Genomic DNA, 16,477 nt, shown 5'->3' on the forward strand with positions numbered 1-16,477 from the left:
TCCGTGGATATGACCCAGCGCGTGGTATGGCTGCCGCTCGTCGTCCTGTCGTTGTTGGCCATTGCGGATGCGTCCGCGTCGTCGCGGGCAGAGGACGCCACCGCGGCCACGCAGGAGGCGGCCGCGGCCACCGGACAGGCGTTGGCCGAAGTGACCGGGGTGATCTACCTGGATGCCAACGGCAACGGCCGCCGCGATCCGCGCGAACAGGGCCTGGCCGGAGTGAAGGTCTCCAACGGCCGCGATGTCGCCGTCAGCGACGCGCGGGGGGGCTACCGGCTACCCGGACGCGAGCGCGCCACCGTCTTCGTGATAAAGCCGCCGGCGTACGCCGTGCCGACGGGCGCCGACGGCTTGCCCCGGTTCTGGCAGCATCTGTTCCCGCAGGGGTCGCCCGCGCTGAAGTACGGCGGCATTCCGGCCGCCGCCGTCCCGGCCCAGGTGGATTTCGGCCTGTTGCCCGCCATGCGGCGCGGGAGCGGCTCCAGCCTGGAGATGCTGGTGTTCGGTGACCCGCAACCGAAGACGCGGACCGACGTGGATTACTACGCGCGCGACATCGTGGTGCCGTTGGTCGGCCGGCACGGCGCCCGCCTGGGACTGAGCGTGGGCGATATCGTCAATGATGATCTGAGCCTGTATCCGGCCATGAACCAGGTGACGGCGAAACTGGGCGTGCCTTGGCTGCACGTGGCCGGAAACCACGATCTGGATTTCGACGCGCAGGCCGACGAGGACTCGTTGCTGAGTTTCCGCAACGTCTACGGTCCGGACACCTATGCGTGGGAGGAGCCGCAGGCCAGCTTCATCGTGCTGGACGACGTGGTCTATCGCCCCGGCCAGAAACCGGCCTACATCGGCGGCCTGCGCGAGGAGCAGTTCGATTTCCTGCGCCAGTATCTGGCGACCTTGCCGAAGGATCGCCGGGTGGTGATTGCCGCGCACATCCCGTTCTTCGATCCCCTCCCGGGTGTGGAGACTTTCCGCCGTGCCGACCGCGAACGCCTGTTCACCCTGCTGCGGGAACATACGCAGGTGCTGCTGATCAGCGCGCACACCCACAACCAGCGCCACTACCGTCATGGCGCGGACACCGGCTGGCAGGGCGCGCAGCCACTGCACGAGTACAACGTCGGCGCCACTTGCGGCGCGTTCTGGTCGGGGGTGAAGGATGCGCAGGGCATCCCCGACACGACCATGAGCGACGGCACTCCCAACGGCTACGCGTGGCTGACGATCCAGCCGGATGGCGGCTATGCGTTGCGCTACCACGTGGCGCGCGCCGCCGGTGATCCGGCGATCGGCCTGCACGCGCCGAAGGTGTTGCGACAGGGCGCCTATCCGGCCTACGGCGTATACGCCAACGTCTACATGGGTGAAGCCGATACGCGGGTCGAATATCGCATCGACGGCGGTGAATGGAAACCGATGCGGCGTGTACTGCAGGCCGATCCGGCGCTGCTGGCGGAGAACATCGCGGATGACACCGCGACCGCGTTGCGTGGCTACGATCGTTCGCCGGAAGCGGACACCTCCACCCACCTCTGGCGCGGCGCGCTGCCGACGGATCTGGCAGCGGGCGAGCACCGCATCGACGTGCGGGCATTCGATCGGTGGCGGGGCGAGCAGGCCACGTCCACCACCTATCGGCTGCAGCAGGCGGCCGAATAGCGGCACGCGCCGGGACAGGCGAAAACCCGACAGGAACATGCCGATGGCCAACGATGCGCTCGACCTTCCGATCAAGCTGTTCCGCAACGCCGCGGCCTGGGAAAAATGGCTCGCCGCGAATACGGGTACTCCGGGCTTGTGGCTGAGGATCGCCAAGAAGGACGCGGGCGTGGTTTCCGTGAGCTATGCCGAGGCCCTGGAGGTGGCGCTGTGCCATGGCTGGATCGACGGTCAGCGCCGCACGTTCGACGAACAGAGTTTCCTGCAACGGTTCACCCCGCGACGCCCGCGCAGCCTGTGGTCGAAAATCAACGTCGGCAAGGCCGAGGCACTGATCGCCTCGGGCCGGATGCGCGAGGGCGGCCTGCGTGAAATCGAACTGGCACGCGCCGACGGACGCTGGGCTGCGGCCTACGCAAGCGCGGCGGTGATGGAGGTGCCGGCGGAACTGGCGGCGGCGCTGGCGAAGGCACCGAAGGCCGCGAGCTTCTTCGAAACCCTGGACCGCACCAACCGCTACGCGGTCTGCTGGCGCGTGCACACGGCGAAGAAGGCGGAAACCCGGGCGGCCCGCATCGAAAAACTGGTCGCGATGCTGGCGCGCGGCGAGAAGATCCACGCGAAATAGCGGCGCAAATGAAAAACGCCCCGGCGGGGCGTTTTCGGTTCCCGGCTGGCTGGCGAATGCTGGCTGGCGGGACGTGCTGGCGAGCGCGGGCTGGCTGGCAACGGCGCGCAGTCTAGCCGTTGTCGCTGCCGGATGATGAAATGCGAATCGCTCGCAACAAGCGTCAGTGCGGCAGTTCGATGGCGTCGAACGCGGTGACGCGCGGATGGCCGTTGGCGGCGCCGTCAAGCCGGGGCTGCGGATAGTCCTGCGGACGATCGATCAACTGGGTGCGCATGCCGGCTTCACGGGCCGCGTCCAGTTCCTCGACCACGTCGGACAGGAACAGGATTTCGCCGGCCGGCGCGCCAATCCGCTCGGCGATGCGGCGATAGCTGTCCGCCTCGCGCTTGCCGCCGATTTCGGTGTCGAACCAGCCCGAAATCATCGGGGTCAGGTCGCCCGCGTCGCTGTGGCCGAAAAACAGCTTCTGCGCCGGCACCGAGCCGGAGGAATACACGTACAGCGGATAGCCCTGCTCGTACCACCGGGCGAGCGCCGGCGCCGCATCCGGGTAGATGTGCGCGGTGAAGTCCGCGTCGCGGTAGCCCGCGTCCCAGATCATGCCCTGCAGCGCCTTCAGCGCGGTGTGCTTGCGATCCTGATCGATCCAGCCCTGCAGGGTCTCCACGATGACATCGTCACTGCAGATCGCGCCGTGTTCGGTGGCGACCGCATCCAGCCAGCGGCGCACCTCCGGTTCCTGTCCGTGTTCGCGGACGAAGCCGGGCAGGGCGCGGCGGGCGTAGGGAAACAGCACGTCCTTGACGAAGGAGATGCTGCTGGTGGTGCCTTCGATATCGGTGAGGATGGCGCGGAGCATGGGGCGGGTGGATTTCGGGAATGGGGAATGAGTTGGGAACGGCGGCGCCCGGCGGCGGGCACGCCACCGCGTCGCGGGAGGCGGAACGGGCTTACTCGGGCCGGGTCGGACCGTTGTAGCGCGGGAACTGCTGGGCGATGGTGGTGCCGGTGAAATGGCCGACCCAGCCGTCCGGTTCGGTGAAGAAACGGATCGCGACGAAATGCGGTTCCGGCCCCATGTCGAACCAGTGCAGGGTGCTGTCCGGCACGGCGATCAGATCGTCCTGGACGCACTCCACCTCGTAGACCTTGTCGTCCACGTGCAGGGTGAACAGGCCCGAGCCGGCGACGAAGAAGCGCACTTCGTCTTCCTTGTGGTAATGCTCGTCGAGGAACTTGGCGCGCATTTCCTCGCGCTTGGGGTTGTCCGGCGCGATGCTGACCACGTCCACCGTCTTGAACCCGCGTTCGCTGACCAGCCGGTCGATGTCGGTGCGGTAGGCGTCCATCACGTCCTCCGGCGCGGCGCCCGGCTGGATCGCCTTGTTGGCTTTCCAGCGCTCGAAGGTCACGCCGACCTTCTGCAGCTCGGTGGCGATGAAATCGGGATCGTAGCTGGCGAACTCGGGGGTGACCGGGTCGCTTTCATGGAAGATGCGGAGGCGGCTCATGGCGATATGGCTCGACGCGTGGGGAATACAAGGGTAGCAGGCACCTGGTTCCGGTCCAGTTACCGCGCAGGCGCGCGGCGTGGCACGGGGTTATCAGCGGCTCAGCGCCGGCAACCCAGCTTGCGCAGCTCCAGTTCGCAGTGGAACAGGAACTCGAAGGCTTCCAGGTGGCGGCGAGCTTCGGCCATGTCGCGGCCCCAGGCGTACAGGCCGTGGCCGTCGATCAGGTAGCCCCACAGCGGCTGCCGGTCCAGCAACGCGTCGACCTGGGCGGCCAGGGTCGGCATGTCCTGGGTGTTGCTGAACACCGGCACCTGGATTTCGGTCTCGTGGGTGGTATTGCCGTGGAACGCCTTGAGCAGCTCGTAGCCTTCCAGCCGGATGTGGCCGGCGCCGGCGTACAGCCGCGAGGCGATGGTCTGCACCGGCGAATGGGTGTGCAGCACGCAGCCGATCTCGGGGAAGCGGCGATACAGCTGGGTGTGCAGCAGGGTCTCGGCGGAGGGACGGTGGTCGCTGCCGACCGCCTTGCCGTCGAAGTCCACCACCATGATGTCGGCTTCCTCCAGCCGCCGCTTGTCGCGCCCGGATACGGTGATGGCGGCGTGGCGATCGTCCAGCCGGTGCGAGAAGTTGCTGCTGGTGGCCGGCGTCCAGCCGGCCTGCGACAGCTCGCGGATGTTGCTGATCAACAGCTTCGCCAGTTCGCTCAGGCGTCCGGCGTCATAGGGCAGGGGGGCGTTCATGGCGCCATTTTAGCGCCTGCCGCCCCGGCTGGGCGGGACGGCGCGAGGACGGGGCGCAGGCGCGGCCCGGTGGCGTGGTTCAGCGCCGCAGCTTGCTGTGGCGGTGACCGTACAGGAAGTAGATCGCGAAACCGACCGCCGTCCAGACCGCCATCAGGAACCAGTTGTGCGCGGTCATCGCCGACAGCAGCGCCAGGCAGCACAGGATGCCCAGGGTGCAGATCAGCCAGGCGGCCGGAATCCGGAACGGGCGCGGCAGGTCGGGCTGGGTCCGGCGCAGGATCAGCACGCCCAGGCAGACCGCGGCGAAGGCGATCAGCGTACCCATCGAGGTCAGCTCGCCCAGCACGTCCAGCGGGAACAGCGCCGCCAGCAGGGCGATGCCGATGCCGGTGATGACGGTGTTGATGTGCGGGGTGCGGTACTCGGGATGGATCCTGGTGAACACCGGCGGCAGCAGGCCGTCGCGGGCCATGATCATGAAGATGCGCGGCTGGCCGATGATCATCACCAGCACCACCGAGGACAGGCCGACCAGCGCGCCGATTTCCACCACCACGCGCAGCCAGCCCAGTTGCGGATGCGCGGCCACCGCGGTGACCACCGGTTCGTCGGTGCCCAGCAGGGTGTAGGGCACCAGTCCGGTCATGACCGCGGCCATCGCGATGTACAGCACCGTGCAGATGGCCAGCGACAGCAGCATGCCGACCGGCATGTCGCGTTGCGGACTATGCGACTCCTGCGCCGCCACCGAAACCGCCTCGAAGCCGATGTAGGCGAAGAACACCATCGAGGCGCCACGCAGCACGCCTTCCCAGCCGAACTTGCCGGGGCCTTCGTTGGCCGGGATGAAGGGCTGCCAGTTGGCCGGATCCACGTACTTCCAGCCGACCACGATGACCAGCACGATCAGGCCGCTCTTGAGCAGCACCATCGCCATGTTCATCGCCGAGGACTTGCGGATGCCGACGTAGCACAGCCAGGTCAGCAGCAGCACGATGGCGGCGGCGGGCAGGTTGGCGATGGCGCCGGTCGGTTGCAGCTTGGCGTCCAGCGGCGCGCTGACCAGCGCCGCGGGCAGGTGGATGTCGAAGTGTTCCAGCAGGCTGAGGAAATAGCCGGTCCAGCTGACCGCGACCGCCGAGGCCGAGACGCCATATTCCAGTACCAGCATCCAGCCGATGAACCAGGCCGCCAGTTCGCCGAGGGTGGCGTAGGTGTAGGTGTAGGCGCTGCCGGACACCGGCACCATCGCCGCGAACTCGGCATAGGCCAGCGCGCAGAAGGTGCAGCAAATCGCCGCCAGCACGAAGCTCAGCATGATCGCCGGGCCGGCGTGGTTGGCCGCCGCCTGGCCGGTGATGACGAAGATGCCGCCGCCGATCACCGCGCCGATGCCCAGCGCGGTCAGGCCCCACGGTCCGAGGGTGCGGCGCAGGCTCAGGCCTTCGGCGTCGCTATGGCTGGCATGGGGGTGCTTGGTGGCCCAGAGTTGTCCGAACATCAATCCACTTCCAATCGTCGTTCCTCATCAAGACGTATGGACGGGCGATATCCCGGCCACCGTCATGATGCATGCAATGAAAAAGGCCGGCGCCGTGCGCCGGCCCGTTCGGGCCCTCAGGCCTTCTGCCGCAGTTTGCTGTGGTGGTAGCCGTAGCTGAAATAGATCAGCAGGCCGAACACGGTCCAGCCGACGAAGATCGGCCAGTGCTCCACGAAGGGCTGCCAGAACAGATACAGGCAGGCGAGCGCGCCCACGGGGCAGATGATGTTCGCCAGCGGCACGCGGAACGGGCGCGGCAGTTCGGGGCGGGTATAGCGTAGTACCAGCACGCCGATGCAGACGGTGGCAAAGGCCAGCAGGGTGCCCATCGACACCAGCTCGCCCAGCACGTTGAGCGGCATCAGGCCGGCCAGGATGGCGGCGAGCACGCCGACGATGATCGTGCCGACGTAGGGCGTGCGGAACTTGGGATGGACCTTGCCGAACAGCTTCGGCATCAGGCCGTCCTTGGACATGCTGTAGAAGATGCGCGGCTGCGCCATCAGCATCACCAGGATCACCGAGGACAGGCCGGCGATGGCGCCGATTTCCACCGCGGTCTTCAGCCACGACAGATCCGGGAACGCTTCCAGCGCGGTCGCCACCGGCTTGGGCGTGCCCAGCAGGCTGTAGTGGGTCATGCCGGTCAGCACCGCGCACACCACGATGTAGATGACCGTGCAGATCGCCAGCGAGCCGAGAATGCCGATCGGCATGTCGCGCTGCGGGTTCTTGGCCTCGCCGGCGGCGGTGGAGACCGCGTCGAAACCGATGTAGGCGAAGAACACGATCGCCGCGGCGCGGGTCACGCCCTCGAAGCCGAACTTGCCCGGGCCTTCGTTCGGCGGAATGAACGGGGTCCAGTTGGCCGGATCGATGTGCTGCAGGCCGAAACCGACGAACAGGCAGATGACGGTGACCTTGATCGCCACCACGATCGCATTGACGAACGCGGACTGGGTGATGCCGACGTAGCAAAGGCCGCTGATGGCGGCGACGATCAGGATCGCCGGCAGGTTGAACAGGCTGCCGGTGGAAACGAAGTCGGTGCCGTTCCAGTCGATCGGCGCCTGGGTGAGCTGCATCGGGAAAGGCAGGTGCAGCGTGGTGGTGATGAAGCTGACCAGGTAACCCGACCAGCCCACCGCGACGGTGGAGGAGGCGAACAGGTACTCCAGCACCAGGCACCAGCCGATGAACCAGGCGACGAATTCGCCCAGGGTGGCATAGGAGTAGGAATAGGCGCTGCCCGACACCGGCATCAGCGCGGCGAATTCGGCATAGCACAGGCCGGCCAGGGCGCAGGCGAAACCGGCCAGCACGAAGCTCAGCATGATGGCCGGACCGGCATGGTTGGCCGCCGCCTGGCCGGTGAGCACGAAGATGCCCGCGCCGATGACCGCACCGACGCCCAGCATGGTCAGGTGCTTCGCTGTCAGGGTCCGTTTGAGGGTGGCCTCGCCATCGAGGCTGCCTTCGAAGGGTTCACCGGCATCCACATGGCCGGCCGGTTCGACCGGCTTGACCCTGAACAAAGATTTGAGCATTCGCGACTTCCCCGGAGTTGGCGACCGGTCTTGGCCGGTGCCTGTCATTTGGCGGTCACGGGTGTGTGGGTCACCCGCACGGAAGCGCTGTACCTTGCCAAAGCGAGCCGGGGATCACAAGCGCGGATGCAGCACGGGGAGGGATAATGGCGGCGAGCATCATTCTCCGCATAACTGAACAGGGCAGGCGCGTGTTTGAATCACCGTTGATGGAACAATTGCAGGTCTATCGGGCGCGCTGGCCCGAGGAGGCCGCGGTCGTGGAGGACTTCCTCGAACTGCTGGCGGATTCGCGCAATCCGTTCCTGCGCGAACGCCTGGAGGGGCATTTCACCGGCGGCGCCTGGCTGGTCAGCGCCGACGGCCGGCGCACCCTGCTGACCCACCACCGCAAGCTGGCGCGCTGGCTGCAACTGGGCGGCCATGCCGACGGCGACACCGACATGGGCCAGGTCGCGCTGAAGGAAGCCGAGGAGGAATCCGGCTTGCCGGATCTGAAGCTGGACGACACCGCCATCTTCGATCTGGACCGGCACTGGATTCCGGAACGCAAGGATGTGCCGGGACACTGGCACTACGACGTCCGCTACGTGATTCGCGCCGGCGCGGACGAACGCTACGTGGTTAGCGAGGAATCGCTGGACCTGGCTTGGCGCGAGATCGCGCCGATCGCCGACGAGCCCGACGAATCGCTAAGCCGGATGGCGCGCAAGTGGCTCGCCGCCCAGGCGCAGGCCGGGGCCTGATCGACCGTTGACGATTGAATCGCGCGTCGCGGCCTGGACGCGCGGCCGATGGTTTTGCCGGGAGACATCGGTGGTGGAAGGCCCCGCGCTCAGCTGCGCGCCACCACCTCGTCGATATGCCGCAGCAGATCGGCCGGATCCTCGTAGACACGGAACGCGCCCGAGCGCTCCAGTTCCTCCTGGCCGTAGCCACCGGACAGCAGGCCCACGCCAAGCGCGCGGGCGCGCTGGGCGGCCAGCATGTCCCAGATGCTGTCGCCGATCACCAGCGAGCGGGTGATGTCCACGCCCAGCCGATCGGCGGCGGCGATGAACAGATCCGGATCCGGTTTGGCATGGCGCACCAGATCGCGGGTGATCACCGGCACCTGCGCCGGATCCACCCCCAGTGCATGCAGGTTGTGCGCGGCGGTCTCCATCCGGCCGCTGGTGGCGATGCCCCAGGGGATGCCCTGTTCGGTCAGGAACGCCAGCAATTCGCGCGCGCCCGGCAGAGGCTGCACCGCGCGCTGTTCCGATTGCCGCGAATACGCCTCGGCGTGCCAGCGGCGCAGGCGATCCAGCCGATCCTCGGTGATGTCCAGGCCGGTCTCGCGCAGCAGGATGTGGGTGAACAGGCCGCCGCTCATGCCGATCTTGCGATGAATCCGCCACACCGACAGATCCACGCCCTCGCGATCGAGGGCTTCCTTCCACGCCAGCACGTGCTGGTAGACGCTGTCCACCAGCGTGCCATCGAGATCGAACAGGAATGCGGTATCCGCGCGGGCCATCGTTTTTCTCCTCCGGAAACGTTGCGAGCGGCCAGTAGCCGCTTCAAAACGATGCGGGCGGCCAGTGGCCGCCCGCGGGAATGAACTCAGTACAGGATGCGCGTCCGCAAGGTACCGGGAATCGCCGACAGCGCGTCCTTCAACTCGGCGCTCTGCTCCTCGGTCGCGGTGACGTCGATCACCACGTAGCCGACCTTGGGATCGGTGCGCAGGAACTGGCCGTCGATGTTGACGTTGTGCTTGCTGAAGATTTCGTTGATCTGCGACAGCACGCCCGGCACATTGCGGTGGATATGCAGGATCCGGCGACTGCCGTCGTGGCCGGGCAACGTGACCTCGGGGAAGTTGACCGCCGACAGGGTCGATCCGTTGTCGCTGTAGCGCACCAGCTTGGCCGCCACTTCCACGCCGATATTGTCCTGCGCTTCCAGCGTGCTGCCGCCGACGTGCGGGGTCAGGATCACGTTGTCGATACCGCGCAGCGGCGATTCAAAGGCCTCCGCATTGCCCTTGGGTTCGACCGGGAAGACGTCCACCGCCGCGCCGCCGACCGCGCCGGACCTCAATGCCGCGGTCAGCGCATCGATGTCGACCACGGTGCCGCGCGAGGCGTTGATCAGGTGCGCGCCGTGTTTCATCTTCGCGATCTGCGTGGCGCCGAACATGCCCTGGGTCGCGGCGGTCTCCGGCACGTGCAGGGTCACCACGTCGCTGCGCGCAAGCAGATCGTCCAGGCTGGTGGCAGAGCGCGCGTTGCCCAGCGAGAGCTTGGTTTCGATGTCGTGGAAGATCACGTTCATGCCGATCGCCTCGGCCAGCACGCCCACCTGGGTGCCGATATGGCCATAGCCGATGATGCCGAGCGTCTTGCCGCGCGCCTCGTGGCTGCCGGCGGCCGACTTGGACCAGCCGCCGCGATGGCATTCGGCGTTCTTCTGCGGGATGCCGCGCATCAGCATGATCGCCTGCGCGATCACCAGCTCGGCCACGCTGCGGGTATTGGAATAGGGCGCGTTGAACACCGGGATGCCGGCCAGCTCGGCCGCTTCCAGATCCACCTGGTTGGTGCCGATGCAGAAGCAGCCCACCGCGATCAACCGGCGCGCATGCGACAGCACGTCCCCGGTCAGGTGGGTGCGCGAACGGATGCCGATGATGTGGGCCTCGGCGATGCGCTGCTTGAGCTCGTCCTCCGACAGCGACTTGTCGTGGAAATCGATCTGCGTGTATCCGGCGGCGCGGAAGGTTTCCACGGCGGTCTGGCTCACTCCCTCCAGCAACAGCACGCGGATGTCCTGCTTCGGATAGGAGGTCTTCTTGGTCGACATTGCGGCGGGCGCGAGGTGGCGGGGAAGGGCTTTCCACTATGCCAGAAGCGGCGCGCCTTTGCTGCATCGCCACATGCCCCGGAACGCTGGTTCCCAAATGGTTTCGGCTGCAACCGGCGCGCCGTCTGGACGCGCCGCAGCATCGCTGGCACGCTGGCGTTCCCCCGATGCCGTCCGTACGAATCAATGACCGATCCGCGTTTGCAGGCGCTGCAGCAGGCCGTGCCCGAGTTGCGCCTGACCACCGAAGCCGCCGAGCTGGAACATTACGGCCGCGACTGGACCCGCCGCTGGACGCCGGCGCCGCTGGCGATCGCGCTGCCGGCCACAGTGGAGGAAGTGCAGGCCATCGTGCGCTGGGCCAACGAAAACGGCGTGGCGGTGGTGCCGTCCGGCGGCCGCACCGGCCTGTCCGGCGGCGCGGTGGCGGCCAACGGCGAACTGGTGCTCAGCCTGGAGCGGATGAACAAGGTGCTGGCCTTCGACGCGGTCGATCGGACCCTGACGGTGCAGCCGGGCATGGCGCTGGAGGCGGTGCATAACGTTGCCCGCGAACACGGACTGGTCTACCCGGTCGATTTCGCCGCGCGCGGTTCCTGTTCGATCGGCGGCAACATCGCCACCAACGCCGGCGGCATCCGGGTCATCCGTTACGGCAACACCCGCGAATGGATCGCCGGCCTCAAGCTGGTGACCGGCACCGGCGAATTGCTGGATCTCAATCGCGGGCTGATCAAGAACTCCAGCGGCTACGATCTGCGCCAGCTCGTCATCGGCTCGGAGGGCACCCTGGGCGTCGTGGTCGAGGCCACCCTGCGGCTGACCGACCCGCCGCCGCCGACCAACGTGATGCTGCTGGCGCTGCCCTCGTTCGAGGTGCTGATGCGGGTGTTCGCCGAGTTCCGCGCGCGCCTGCAACTGGAAGCCTTCGAGTTCTTCACCGAGCGGGCGCTCGAGCACGTGCTGGCGCACGGCGCGCAGCCGCCGTTCGCGGAAGTCCATCCCTATTACGTGGTCACCGAATTCGCGATCGGCGACGAGGCGAAGGAAACGGCGGCGATGGCCGCGTTCGAGGCCTGCCTGGAGCAGGGCTGGGTCAGCGACGGCGTGATCAGCCAGAGCGACGCCCAGGCCGCCCAGCTGTGGCGCCTGCGCGAGGGCATCACCGAGGCGCTGGCGCGCTACAAGCCGTACAAGAACGACGTGTCGGTGCGGATTTCGGCGATGCCGGCGTTCCTGGCCGAGACCCAGGCGCTGCTGGGCGATGCCTACCCGGATTTCGAGGTGGTCTGGTTCGGCCACATCGGCGACGGCAACCTGCACATCAACGTGCTCAAGCCCGATGGCCTGGACGATGCCGAATTCGTCCGCCAGTGCGAACACGTGACCAAGCTCCTGGCGGCCTCGCTGCGGCGGCACGGCGGCAGCATTTCCGCCGAGCATGGCATCGGCCTGGTCAAGAAGCCCTACCTGGACAGCACGCGCGGCGCCGCGGAAATCGTGGTGATGCGCGGGATCAAGCGGGTGCTGGATCCGAACGGGCTGATGAACCCGGGCAAGCTGTTCGACCCGGACTGACGGAACCTGCTTTTGTAGGAGCGACGTTAGTCGCGACCGTGCAAGGTCGGGGCAAGCGCGGTCGGCATTCAAGCGGGAAGGTCCGGGTCAAGGTCCATGAGGACCGATCCCGGCTTGGGGTGCCGGCCCGGACGACACGGTCGCGACTGACGTCGCTCCTACAAGGAGGGATTCAGGCGATTCGGGAGATTTGCGGTAGTCTTTGCCAACCCCTGATTCGAGTGTCTTTCCGCGCATGAAACGCCTGCTTGTCGCCAGCGCGCTGCTGGTCCTTTCGATTCCCGCTTTCGCCGGCAGCTTCGCCGGTTCCTCCGCCGGCGCCTCCTCGGCCGGTTCCTCCGCCTCGTCGGGCAGTTCCTCCGGCGACGACAAGGTGGTGCTGCAAGCCCGTGACGACGCCGCCAGCTTCGTGGCCAGCGAAGGCCGCATCCGCGGCGCGCGCCTGGAAGCTGCGCTGCGGCACCTGCGCGAACGCGACACGAACGCGCGCGAGGCCAGCGACATGGCCCTGGCGCAGGCCATCCTGGCGCTGTGAATCCGGGCGGCCGGAACCCGCGCCGCGCCGGCGCGGGCTTCCGCGCCCTGGCCCTGCTGGCGGCGCTCGCCTGCGTCGCCGGGCACGCGCAGGCATCGCCGCGCCTGCGGCTGGATTCCGCCGGTCTCCAACCCGATGAAATCGCCGCCAGCGAACGACTGCTGGCCGAGGCGGTCGCGCGACTGACACCGGCGATGCGCGCGACGCTGGATCGCGACATCCGCGTGCAGTGGAGCCCGCGCCTGGACGCGCAGGTGCATGGCCGCGCCACCGGTGATCGCCTGCTGCTCAACCGGAACCTGCTGGCTGGGCTCATGGCCTCGCCCGCAGTGGGCGAGGGCGACGGACGTCCGGCCCTGGCCGCGCTGCTGCACGAACTGGGACATTTCCTCGATCGCTCCGCGAGCGGCGCGATGTCACGGGATCCGCGCCTGCTGGATCTGGCCGGCTGGCAGATCCGCGCCACGCCGGGCCTGACCCGGCTGATGGGGCGCCGGCGCGGCAACGATTTCCGCGAACGCAGCCCGGATCCTTACGAACTGCACAATCCCCGCGAATACGTCGCGGTGAACCTGGAGCATTTCCTGCTGGATGCCGACTACGCCTGCCGGCGACCGGCGCAGTACCGCTACTTCACGCAGCGCTGGGGGGCACCCGCGGTCGCGAGTGCGGCATGCGCGGATGGATTCGCCTACGTCGATGCGGGCGACGTGGGCGCGGGCGCGGATGCGGCGTCGGCGACCGGCGGACGGCTGGGCACGCTGGATCCAGAACGGATCTACCAGGTGGATTACCTGCTGGCCGAAGGCAACGACGCGATGATGAGCCGCTGGGGGCACAGCATGCTGCGGCTGGTGATCTGCGCGCCAGGGCGGCCGCTCGGCCCGGATTGCCGGCTGGACCTGGAACACCACCGGGTGCTGTCGTTCCGCGCCTTCGTGGGCGATCTGCAGATTTCCAGCTGGCGTGGGCTGACCGGCCGCTATCCCTCGCGCCTGTTCGTGCTGCCGCTGGATCAGGTGATCGACGAGTACACCAAGATCGAGCTGCGCGGCCTGCAATCCGTGCCGCTGCGGCTGGAGCGCTCGGAAATCGCAACGCTGGTCGAGCGTGCCGCGCAGCTTCACTGGAGCTATGACGGCCACTACTTCTTCCTCGGCAACAATTGCGCGGTGGAAACCTACAAGCTGCTGCGCGACGGCGCGCCCCGGCTCGGCGACGCGGATCTGGGCGGCATCACCCCGACCGGGCTGGCGCGGCGATTGCAACGCGCCGGCATCGCCGACGGGACGGTGCTGGCGGATCCGGCGCGGGCGCTGCGCGAGGGATACCGCTTCGATTCACTGCGCGAGCGTTTCCAGGGCCTGTTCGAGGTCGCCCGCGCGCGGACGGACCTGCCGCAACGCGAAGTCGAGGAGTGGCTGGCCACGTCCCCGCAACAGCGGCGTCCGTGGCTGGAACGTGCCGATCTGAAGGCGGCCGCCGCGTTGCTGGTGCTCGAACAGGCGGCGCGACGGCAGCAGGAATCGCGGTTCCGCGAGGCGTTCAAGCGTCGCTACCTGCAATCAGGTGGCGATGAGCTGGGCGCGGCGGCCGGGACCTTGCGGACATTGCTGCGGGAAACCGCCTGGATGAGCCGCCCCGCGGATCTGCTCGAAGGCGCCGGCTATGGCTTGCCGCAGGCGGAAGAACGGACAGCGCTCCAGGCCGGCAGCGCGGCCCGGCGCGAACGCCTGCGCGATCTGGAGCGGCAGCTGGACCAGCAGGCCCGATCGCTGCTCAGTCCGGCCCAGGCCCGAGATCGCGAGGCCGTCGATGCCAACATCGCATGGCTGGGCGCGCACCTGCGCGAACTGCATCGCCAGGCCGGCGGACTGCAGCTGAACTGAGCTCAGGCGTTCTCGTCCAGCCAGCGGGTCATCAGCCGGCGCGGATGCGCGTCGTAGCCGCTGCGCTGGTAGATGCCGTGGGCGTGCTCGTTGTCGTCGCTGACTTCCAGCCGTACCGCGCGCAGGCCTTCGCGCCGGCACAGCGCTTCCACCTCGGCCAGGGCCAGCTTGCCCAGGCCGCCGCTGCGCTGGGTGGGCAGGACGTACAACTCGTCCAGCAAGCCGTAGCGCCCGCCGAACTCCAGGCTGAAGCAGAAGCCGACCACGATGTAGCCGGCCAGCGTGCCGCCGCGTTCGATCAGCAGCAGGCGACCGTTGGCGGGATCGCGCAGCAGGGCGTCGAGCGCCTCGCGCAGCATCGCCTCGTCCCACGGAATGTCCTCGTCGGCGTAGAACTCGCGGACGATCGGAACCAGCGTGTCAATGTCATCGGCGGTGGCGAGACGGAAGCGGGGCTCGGACATGACGCGTTGCAGGTTGAAGAATGAAAAACAAAAAGGGCGGGCCCTCGCGGACCCGCCCCGGAACCGTGGGCGGCGTCAGTCGGCGCGGCCGCCGAATTCGCCGGTGGTGGTGTTGACCAGGATGCGTTCGCCGTTGGTGATGTACTCGGGCACCATGATTTCGATGCCGGTGCTCAACTTGGCCGGCTTCGGGCGCTTGGTGGCGGTGCCGCCCTTCAGTTCCGGCGGGGTTTCCACCACTTCCAGGGCCACGTGCTGCGGCAACTGAAGGGCCACCGGCAGTTCATCGATGACCTGCACGTAGCAACCGGCCAGCCCGTCGGTGATGTAGCCGGCGTCATCGCCCAGCACGTCCGCATCCAGCGTGTACGGCGTGTAGTCCTCGTCGTCGAGGAACACGAAGGCGTCGCCGTCCTTGTACGAGAACGTGGCCTGGCGGCGCAGCAGTTCCACTTCGGTCAGGTTGTCGTCGGCATCGAAGCTGGCGTCCAGCTTGTTGCCGCCCGGCACGCTGTACATGGTGAAGCGGAAGCGCACGTTGCCGCCACGCCCCTGCGGCGAGCTGCGGTCGATGTCGCGGATCTGGTACACGCCGCCGTTGTGCTCGACGACGTTTCCTTTCTTGATGTCGAATGCTTTCATGGGATTGGGAATTCGGGATTGGGGATTCGGGAAAAGCGGGATGGGTTTCGGTGGAGTGCTTCTGCGAATCTCCAATCCCGAATCCCCAATCCCGGCTTACTTGGGTGCCAGCCGGACGGCGCCGTCGAGGCGGATCGTCTCGCCGTTGAGATAGGTGTTGCAAAGGATGTAGGCGACCAGGTCGGCGAATTCGTCGGGCTTGCCCAGGCGCGAGGGGAACGGGATCGATGCGCTGAGCGATTGCTGCACGGCCTCGGGCATCCCATCGACCATCGGGGTCCAGAAGATGCCCGGAGCGATGGTCATCACCCGGATGCCGAAGCGCGACAGCTCGCGCGCCATCGGCAGGGTCATGCCGACCACGCCGCCCTTGGAGGCCGAGTAGGCGGCCTGGCCGATCTGGCCTTCGTACGCCGCCACGCTGGCGGTGTTGATGATCACGCCGCGTTCGCCGTCGGTGCCGGCCTCGTTGTGCTGCATCAGGTTGGCGGCGGCCTTGGCCACGTTGAAGCTGCCCACTAGGTTGACCAGCACCGTGCTCTGGAAGGTCGACAGCGGCATCGGCGCTTCCTTGCCCAGCACGCGACCGGCGCCGAGGATGCCGGCACAGTTGACGGCGGCGTTCAGCCCGCCGAGGAATTCGCTGGCGGCGGCGATGTTCGCGGTCACGCCGGCCTCGTCGGTGACGTCGGTGCGGAAGTAGCGGGCATTGGCCTCGCCCAGCGCGGCGACCGCGGCCGCGCCCTTGTCGTCGTTGACGTCGAACAGCGCGACCTTGCCGCCCTGCGCGACCAGATGCTGGGCCACGGCGAAGCCGAGGCCGGAGACGCCGCCGGTGATGACGGCGCGGGTAGCGGACACTTGCATGCG

Annotated in this window: 16 protein-coding genes; 6 read left to right on the forward strand and 10 right to left on the reverse strand. The window is 67.6% G+C overall.

Translation table 11 applies throughout. The features are described 5' to 3' along the window. Window positions 1-9 precede the first annotated feature (9 nt). Both IQ458_RS10370 and IQ458_RS10375 read left to right on the forward strand, forming a co-directional pair. Window positions 10-1,671 (forward strand): calcineurin-like phosphoesterase C-terminal domain-containing protein, encoded by a 1,662-nt coding sequence (locus tag IQ458_RS10370; RefSeq protein ID WP_203322728.1) that lies wholly within the window; start codon window positions 10-12, stop codon window positions 1,669-1,671. Between the two features lie 43 nt (window positions 1,672-1,714). Then, window positions 1,715-2,299 (forward strand): YdeI/OmpD-associated family protein, encoded by a 585-nt coding sequence (locus IQ458_RS10375; protein ID WP_203322729.1) that lies wholly within the window; start codon window positions 1,715-1,717, stop codon window positions 2,297-2,299. A gap of 163 nt (window positions 2,300-2,462) precedes the next feature. On the opposite strand, the gene mtnC is transcribed toward IQ458_RS10375, so the two are convergent. From mtnC to IQ458_RS10400, 5 genes are all read right to left on the reverse strand, one after another. Then, window positions 2,463-3,161, reverse strand: a complete 699-nt coding sequence (gene mtnC, locus IQ458_RS10380; protein WP_183637209.1) for an acireductone synthase — start codon at window positions 3,159-3,161, stop codon at window positions 2,463-2,465. 91 nt (window positions 3,162-3,252) lie between these two features. Then, window positions 3,253-3,813, reverse strand: coding sequence for a 1,2-dihydroxy-3-keto-5-methylthiopentene dioxygenase (locus IQ458_RS10385; RefSeq protein ID WP_203322730.1), 561 nt, complete (start codon window positions 3,811-3,813; stop codon window positions 3,253-3,255). 101 nt (window positions 3,814-3,914) lie between these two features. Continuing rightward, entirely contained in the window at window positions 3,915-4,559 is a 645-nt protein-coding gene (locus tag IQ458_RS10390) for a methylthioribulose 1-phosphate dehydratase (RefSeq protein WP_203322731.1), read from the reverse strand. 79 nt (window positions 4,560-4,638) lie between these two features. Beyond that, window positions 4,639-6,063, reverse strand: a complete 1,425-nt coding sequence (locus tag IQ458_RS10395; RefSeq protein ID WP_203322732.1) for an amino acid permease — start codon at window positions 6,061-6,063, stop codon at window positions 4,639-4,641. A 116-nt stretch (window positions 6,064-6,179) separates the two neighbouring features. Then, window positions 6,180-7,652: an amino acid permease gene (locus IQ458_RS10400; protein ID WP_183637199.1), complete on the reverse strand. Its 1,473-nt coding sequence runs from the start codon at window positions 7,650-7,652 to the stop codon at window positions 6,180-6,182. 146 nt (window positions 7,653-7,798) lie between these two features. On the opposite strand from IQ458_RS10400, the gene IQ458_RS10405 reads away from it, so the two are divergent. Then, on the forward strand, window positions 7,799-8,398 hold the full coding sequence (locus tag IQ458_RS10405; RefSeq protein WP_203322733.1) for an NUDIX hydrolase: 600 nt from the start codon (window positions 7,799-7,801) through the stop codon (window positions 8,396-8,398). Between the two features lie 89 nt (window positions 8,399-8,487). Here IQ458_RS10405 and IQ458_RS10410 read toward each other — a convergent pair whose 3' ends face one another. Together IQ458_RS10410 and serA are read right to left on the reverse strand one after the other, a co-directional pair. After that, window positions 8,488-9,171, reverse strand: coding sequence for an HAD family hydrolase (locus IQ458_RS10410; protein WP_192198935.1), 684 nt, complete (start codon window positions 9,169-9,171; stop codon window positions 8,488-8,490). Between the two features lie 86 nt (window positions 9,172-9,257). Further along, on the reverse strand, window positions 9,258-10,499 hold the full coding sequence (serA, locus tag IQ458_RS10415; protein ID WP_203322734.1) for a phosphoglycerate dehydrogenase: 1,242 nt from the start codon (window positions 10,497-10,499) through the stop codon (window positions 9,258-9,260). Between the two features lie 186 nt (window positions 10,500-10,685). Between serA and IQ458_RS10420 the strand changes: the two genes are divergently transcribed. The 3 genes from IQ458_RS10420 (at window position 10,686) to IQ458_RS10430 (ending at window position 14,501) form a co-directional block, all read left to right on the forward strand. Next, the gene (locus IQ458_RS10420) at window positions 10,686-12,077 is read left to right on the forward strand and encodes an FAD-binding oxidoreductase (protein ID WP_203322735.1); all 1,392 of its coding nucleotides are present in this window, start codon (window positions 10,686-10,688) and stop codon (window positions 12,075-12,077) included. Between the two features lie 235 nt (window positions 12,078-12,312). Next, the gene (locus tag IQ458_RS10425; protein ID WP_183637183.1) at window positions 12,313-12,612 is read left to right on the forward strand and encodes a DUF2388 domain-containing protein; all 300 of its coding nucleotides are present in this window, start codon (window positions 12,313-12,315) and stop codon (window positions 12,610-12,612) included. Then, on the forward strand, window positions 12,609-14,501 hold the full coding sequence (locus IQ458_RS10430; RefSeq protein ID WP_425504668.1) for a DUF7844 domain-containing protein: 1,893 nt from the start codon (window positions 12,609-12,611) through the stop codon (window positions 14,499-14,501). Before IQ458_RS10425 ends, IQ458_RS10430 begins: the two co-directional genes overlap by 4 nt. A 2-nt stretch (window positions 14,502-14,503) precedes the next feature. On the opposite strand, the gene IQ458_RS10435 is transcribed toward IQ458_RS10430, so the two are convergent. The 3 genes from IQ458_RS10435 to IQ458_RS10445 form a co-directional block, all read right to left on the reverse strand. Then, window positions 14,504-14,965: a GNAT family N-acetyltransferase gene (locus tag IQ458_RS10435; protein WP_203322736.1), complete on the reverse strand. Its 462-nt coding sequence runs from the start codon at window positions 14,963-14,965 to the stop codon at window positions 14,504-14,506. A gap of 75 nt (window positions 14,966-15,040) precedes the next feature. Beyond that, on the reverse strand, window positions 15,041-15,607 hold the full coding sequence (gene yeiP / locus IQ458_RS10440; protein WP_183637177.1) for an elongation factor P-like protein YeiP: 567 nt from the start codon (window positions 15,605-15,607) through the stop codon (window positions 15,041-15,043). Window positions 15,608-15,703: 96 nt separating this feature from the next. Continuing rightward, window positions 15,704-16,474, reverse strand: coding sequence for an SDR family NAD(P)-dependent oxidoreductase (locus IQ458_RS10445; protein WP_203322737.1), 771 nt, complete (start codon window positions 16,472-16,474; stop codon window positions 15,704-15,706). Between the last annotated feature and the right edge of the window lie 3 nt (window positions 16,475-16,477).

It is taken from the genome of Pseudoxanthomonas beigongshangi (genome assembly GCF_016820515.1).
Taxonomy (GTDB): Bacteria; Pseudomonadota; Gammaproteobacteria; order Xanthomonadales; family Xanthomonadaceae; genus Pseudoxanthomonas_A; species Pseudoxanthomonas_A beigongshangi.

What these genes read in the sequence shown, in the direction of transcription:
- IQ458_RS10370 (WP_203322728.1), top strand. Translation starts at nt 10, where the DNA reads ATGACCCAGCGCGTGGTATGGCTGCCGCTCGTCGTCCTGTCGTTGTTG.
- IQ458_RS10375 (WP_203322729.1), top strand. Translation starts at nt 1,715, where the DNA reads ATGGCCAACGATGCGCTCGACCTTCCGATCAAGCTGTTCCGCAACGCC.
- mtnC (WP_183637209.1), bottom strand. Translation starts at nt 3,161, where the DNA reads ATGCTCCGCGCCATCCTCACCGATATCGAAGGCACCACCAGCAGCATC.
- IQ458_RS10385 (WP_203322730.1), bottom strand. Translation starts at nt 3,813, where the DNA reads ATGAGCCGCCTCCGCATCTTCCATGAAAGCGACCCGGTCACCCCCGAG.
- IQ458_RS10390 (WP_203322731.1), bottom strand. Translation starts at nt 4,559, where the DNA reads ATGAACGCCCCCCTGCCCTATGACGCCGGACGCCTGAGCGAACTGGCG.
- IQ458_RS10395 (WP_203322732.1), bottom strand. Translation starts at nt 6,063, where the DNA reads ATGTTCGGACAACTCTGGGCCACCAAGCACCCCCATGCCAGCCATAGC.
- IQ458_RS10400 (WP_183637199.1), bottom strand. Translation starts at nt 7,652, where the DNA reads ATGCTCAAATCTTTGTTCAGGGTCAAGCCGGTCGAACCGGCCGGCCAT.
- IQ458_RS10405 (WP_203322733.1), top strand. Translation starts at nt 7,799, where the DNA reads ATGGCGGCGAGCATCATTCTCCGCATAACTGAACAGGGCAGGCGCGTG.
- IQ458_RS10410 (WP_192198935.1), bottom strand. Translation starts at nt 9,171, where the DNA reads ATGGCCCGCGCGGATACCGCATTCCTGTTCGATCTCGATGGCACGCTG.
- serA (WP_203322734.1), bottom strand. Translation starts at nt 10,499, where the DNA reads ATGTCGACCAAGAAGACCTCCTATCCGAAGCAGGACATCCGCGTGCTG.
- IQ458_RS10420 (WP_203322735.1), top strand. Translation starts at nt 10,686, where the DNA reads ATGACCGATCCGCGTTTGCAGGCGCTGCAGCAGGCCGTGCCCGAGTTG.
- IQ458_RS10425 (WP_183637183.1), top strand. Translation starts at nt 12,313, where the DNA reads ATGAAACGCCTGCTTGTCGCCAGCGCGCTGCTGGTCCTTTCGATTCCC.
- IQ458_RS10435 (WP_203322736.1), bottom strand. Translation starts at nt 14,965, where the DNA reads ATGTCCGAGCCCCGCTTCCGTCTCGCCACCGCCGATGACATTGACACG.
- yeiP (WP_183637177.1), bottom strand. Translation starts at nt 15,607, where the DNA reads ATGAAAGCATTCGACATCAAGAAAGGAAACGTCGTCGAGCACAACGGC.
- IQ458_RS10445 (WP_203322737.1), bottom strand. Translation starts at nt 16,474, where the DNA reads ATGCAAGTGTCCGCTACCCGCGCCGTCATCACCGGCGGCGTCTCCGGC.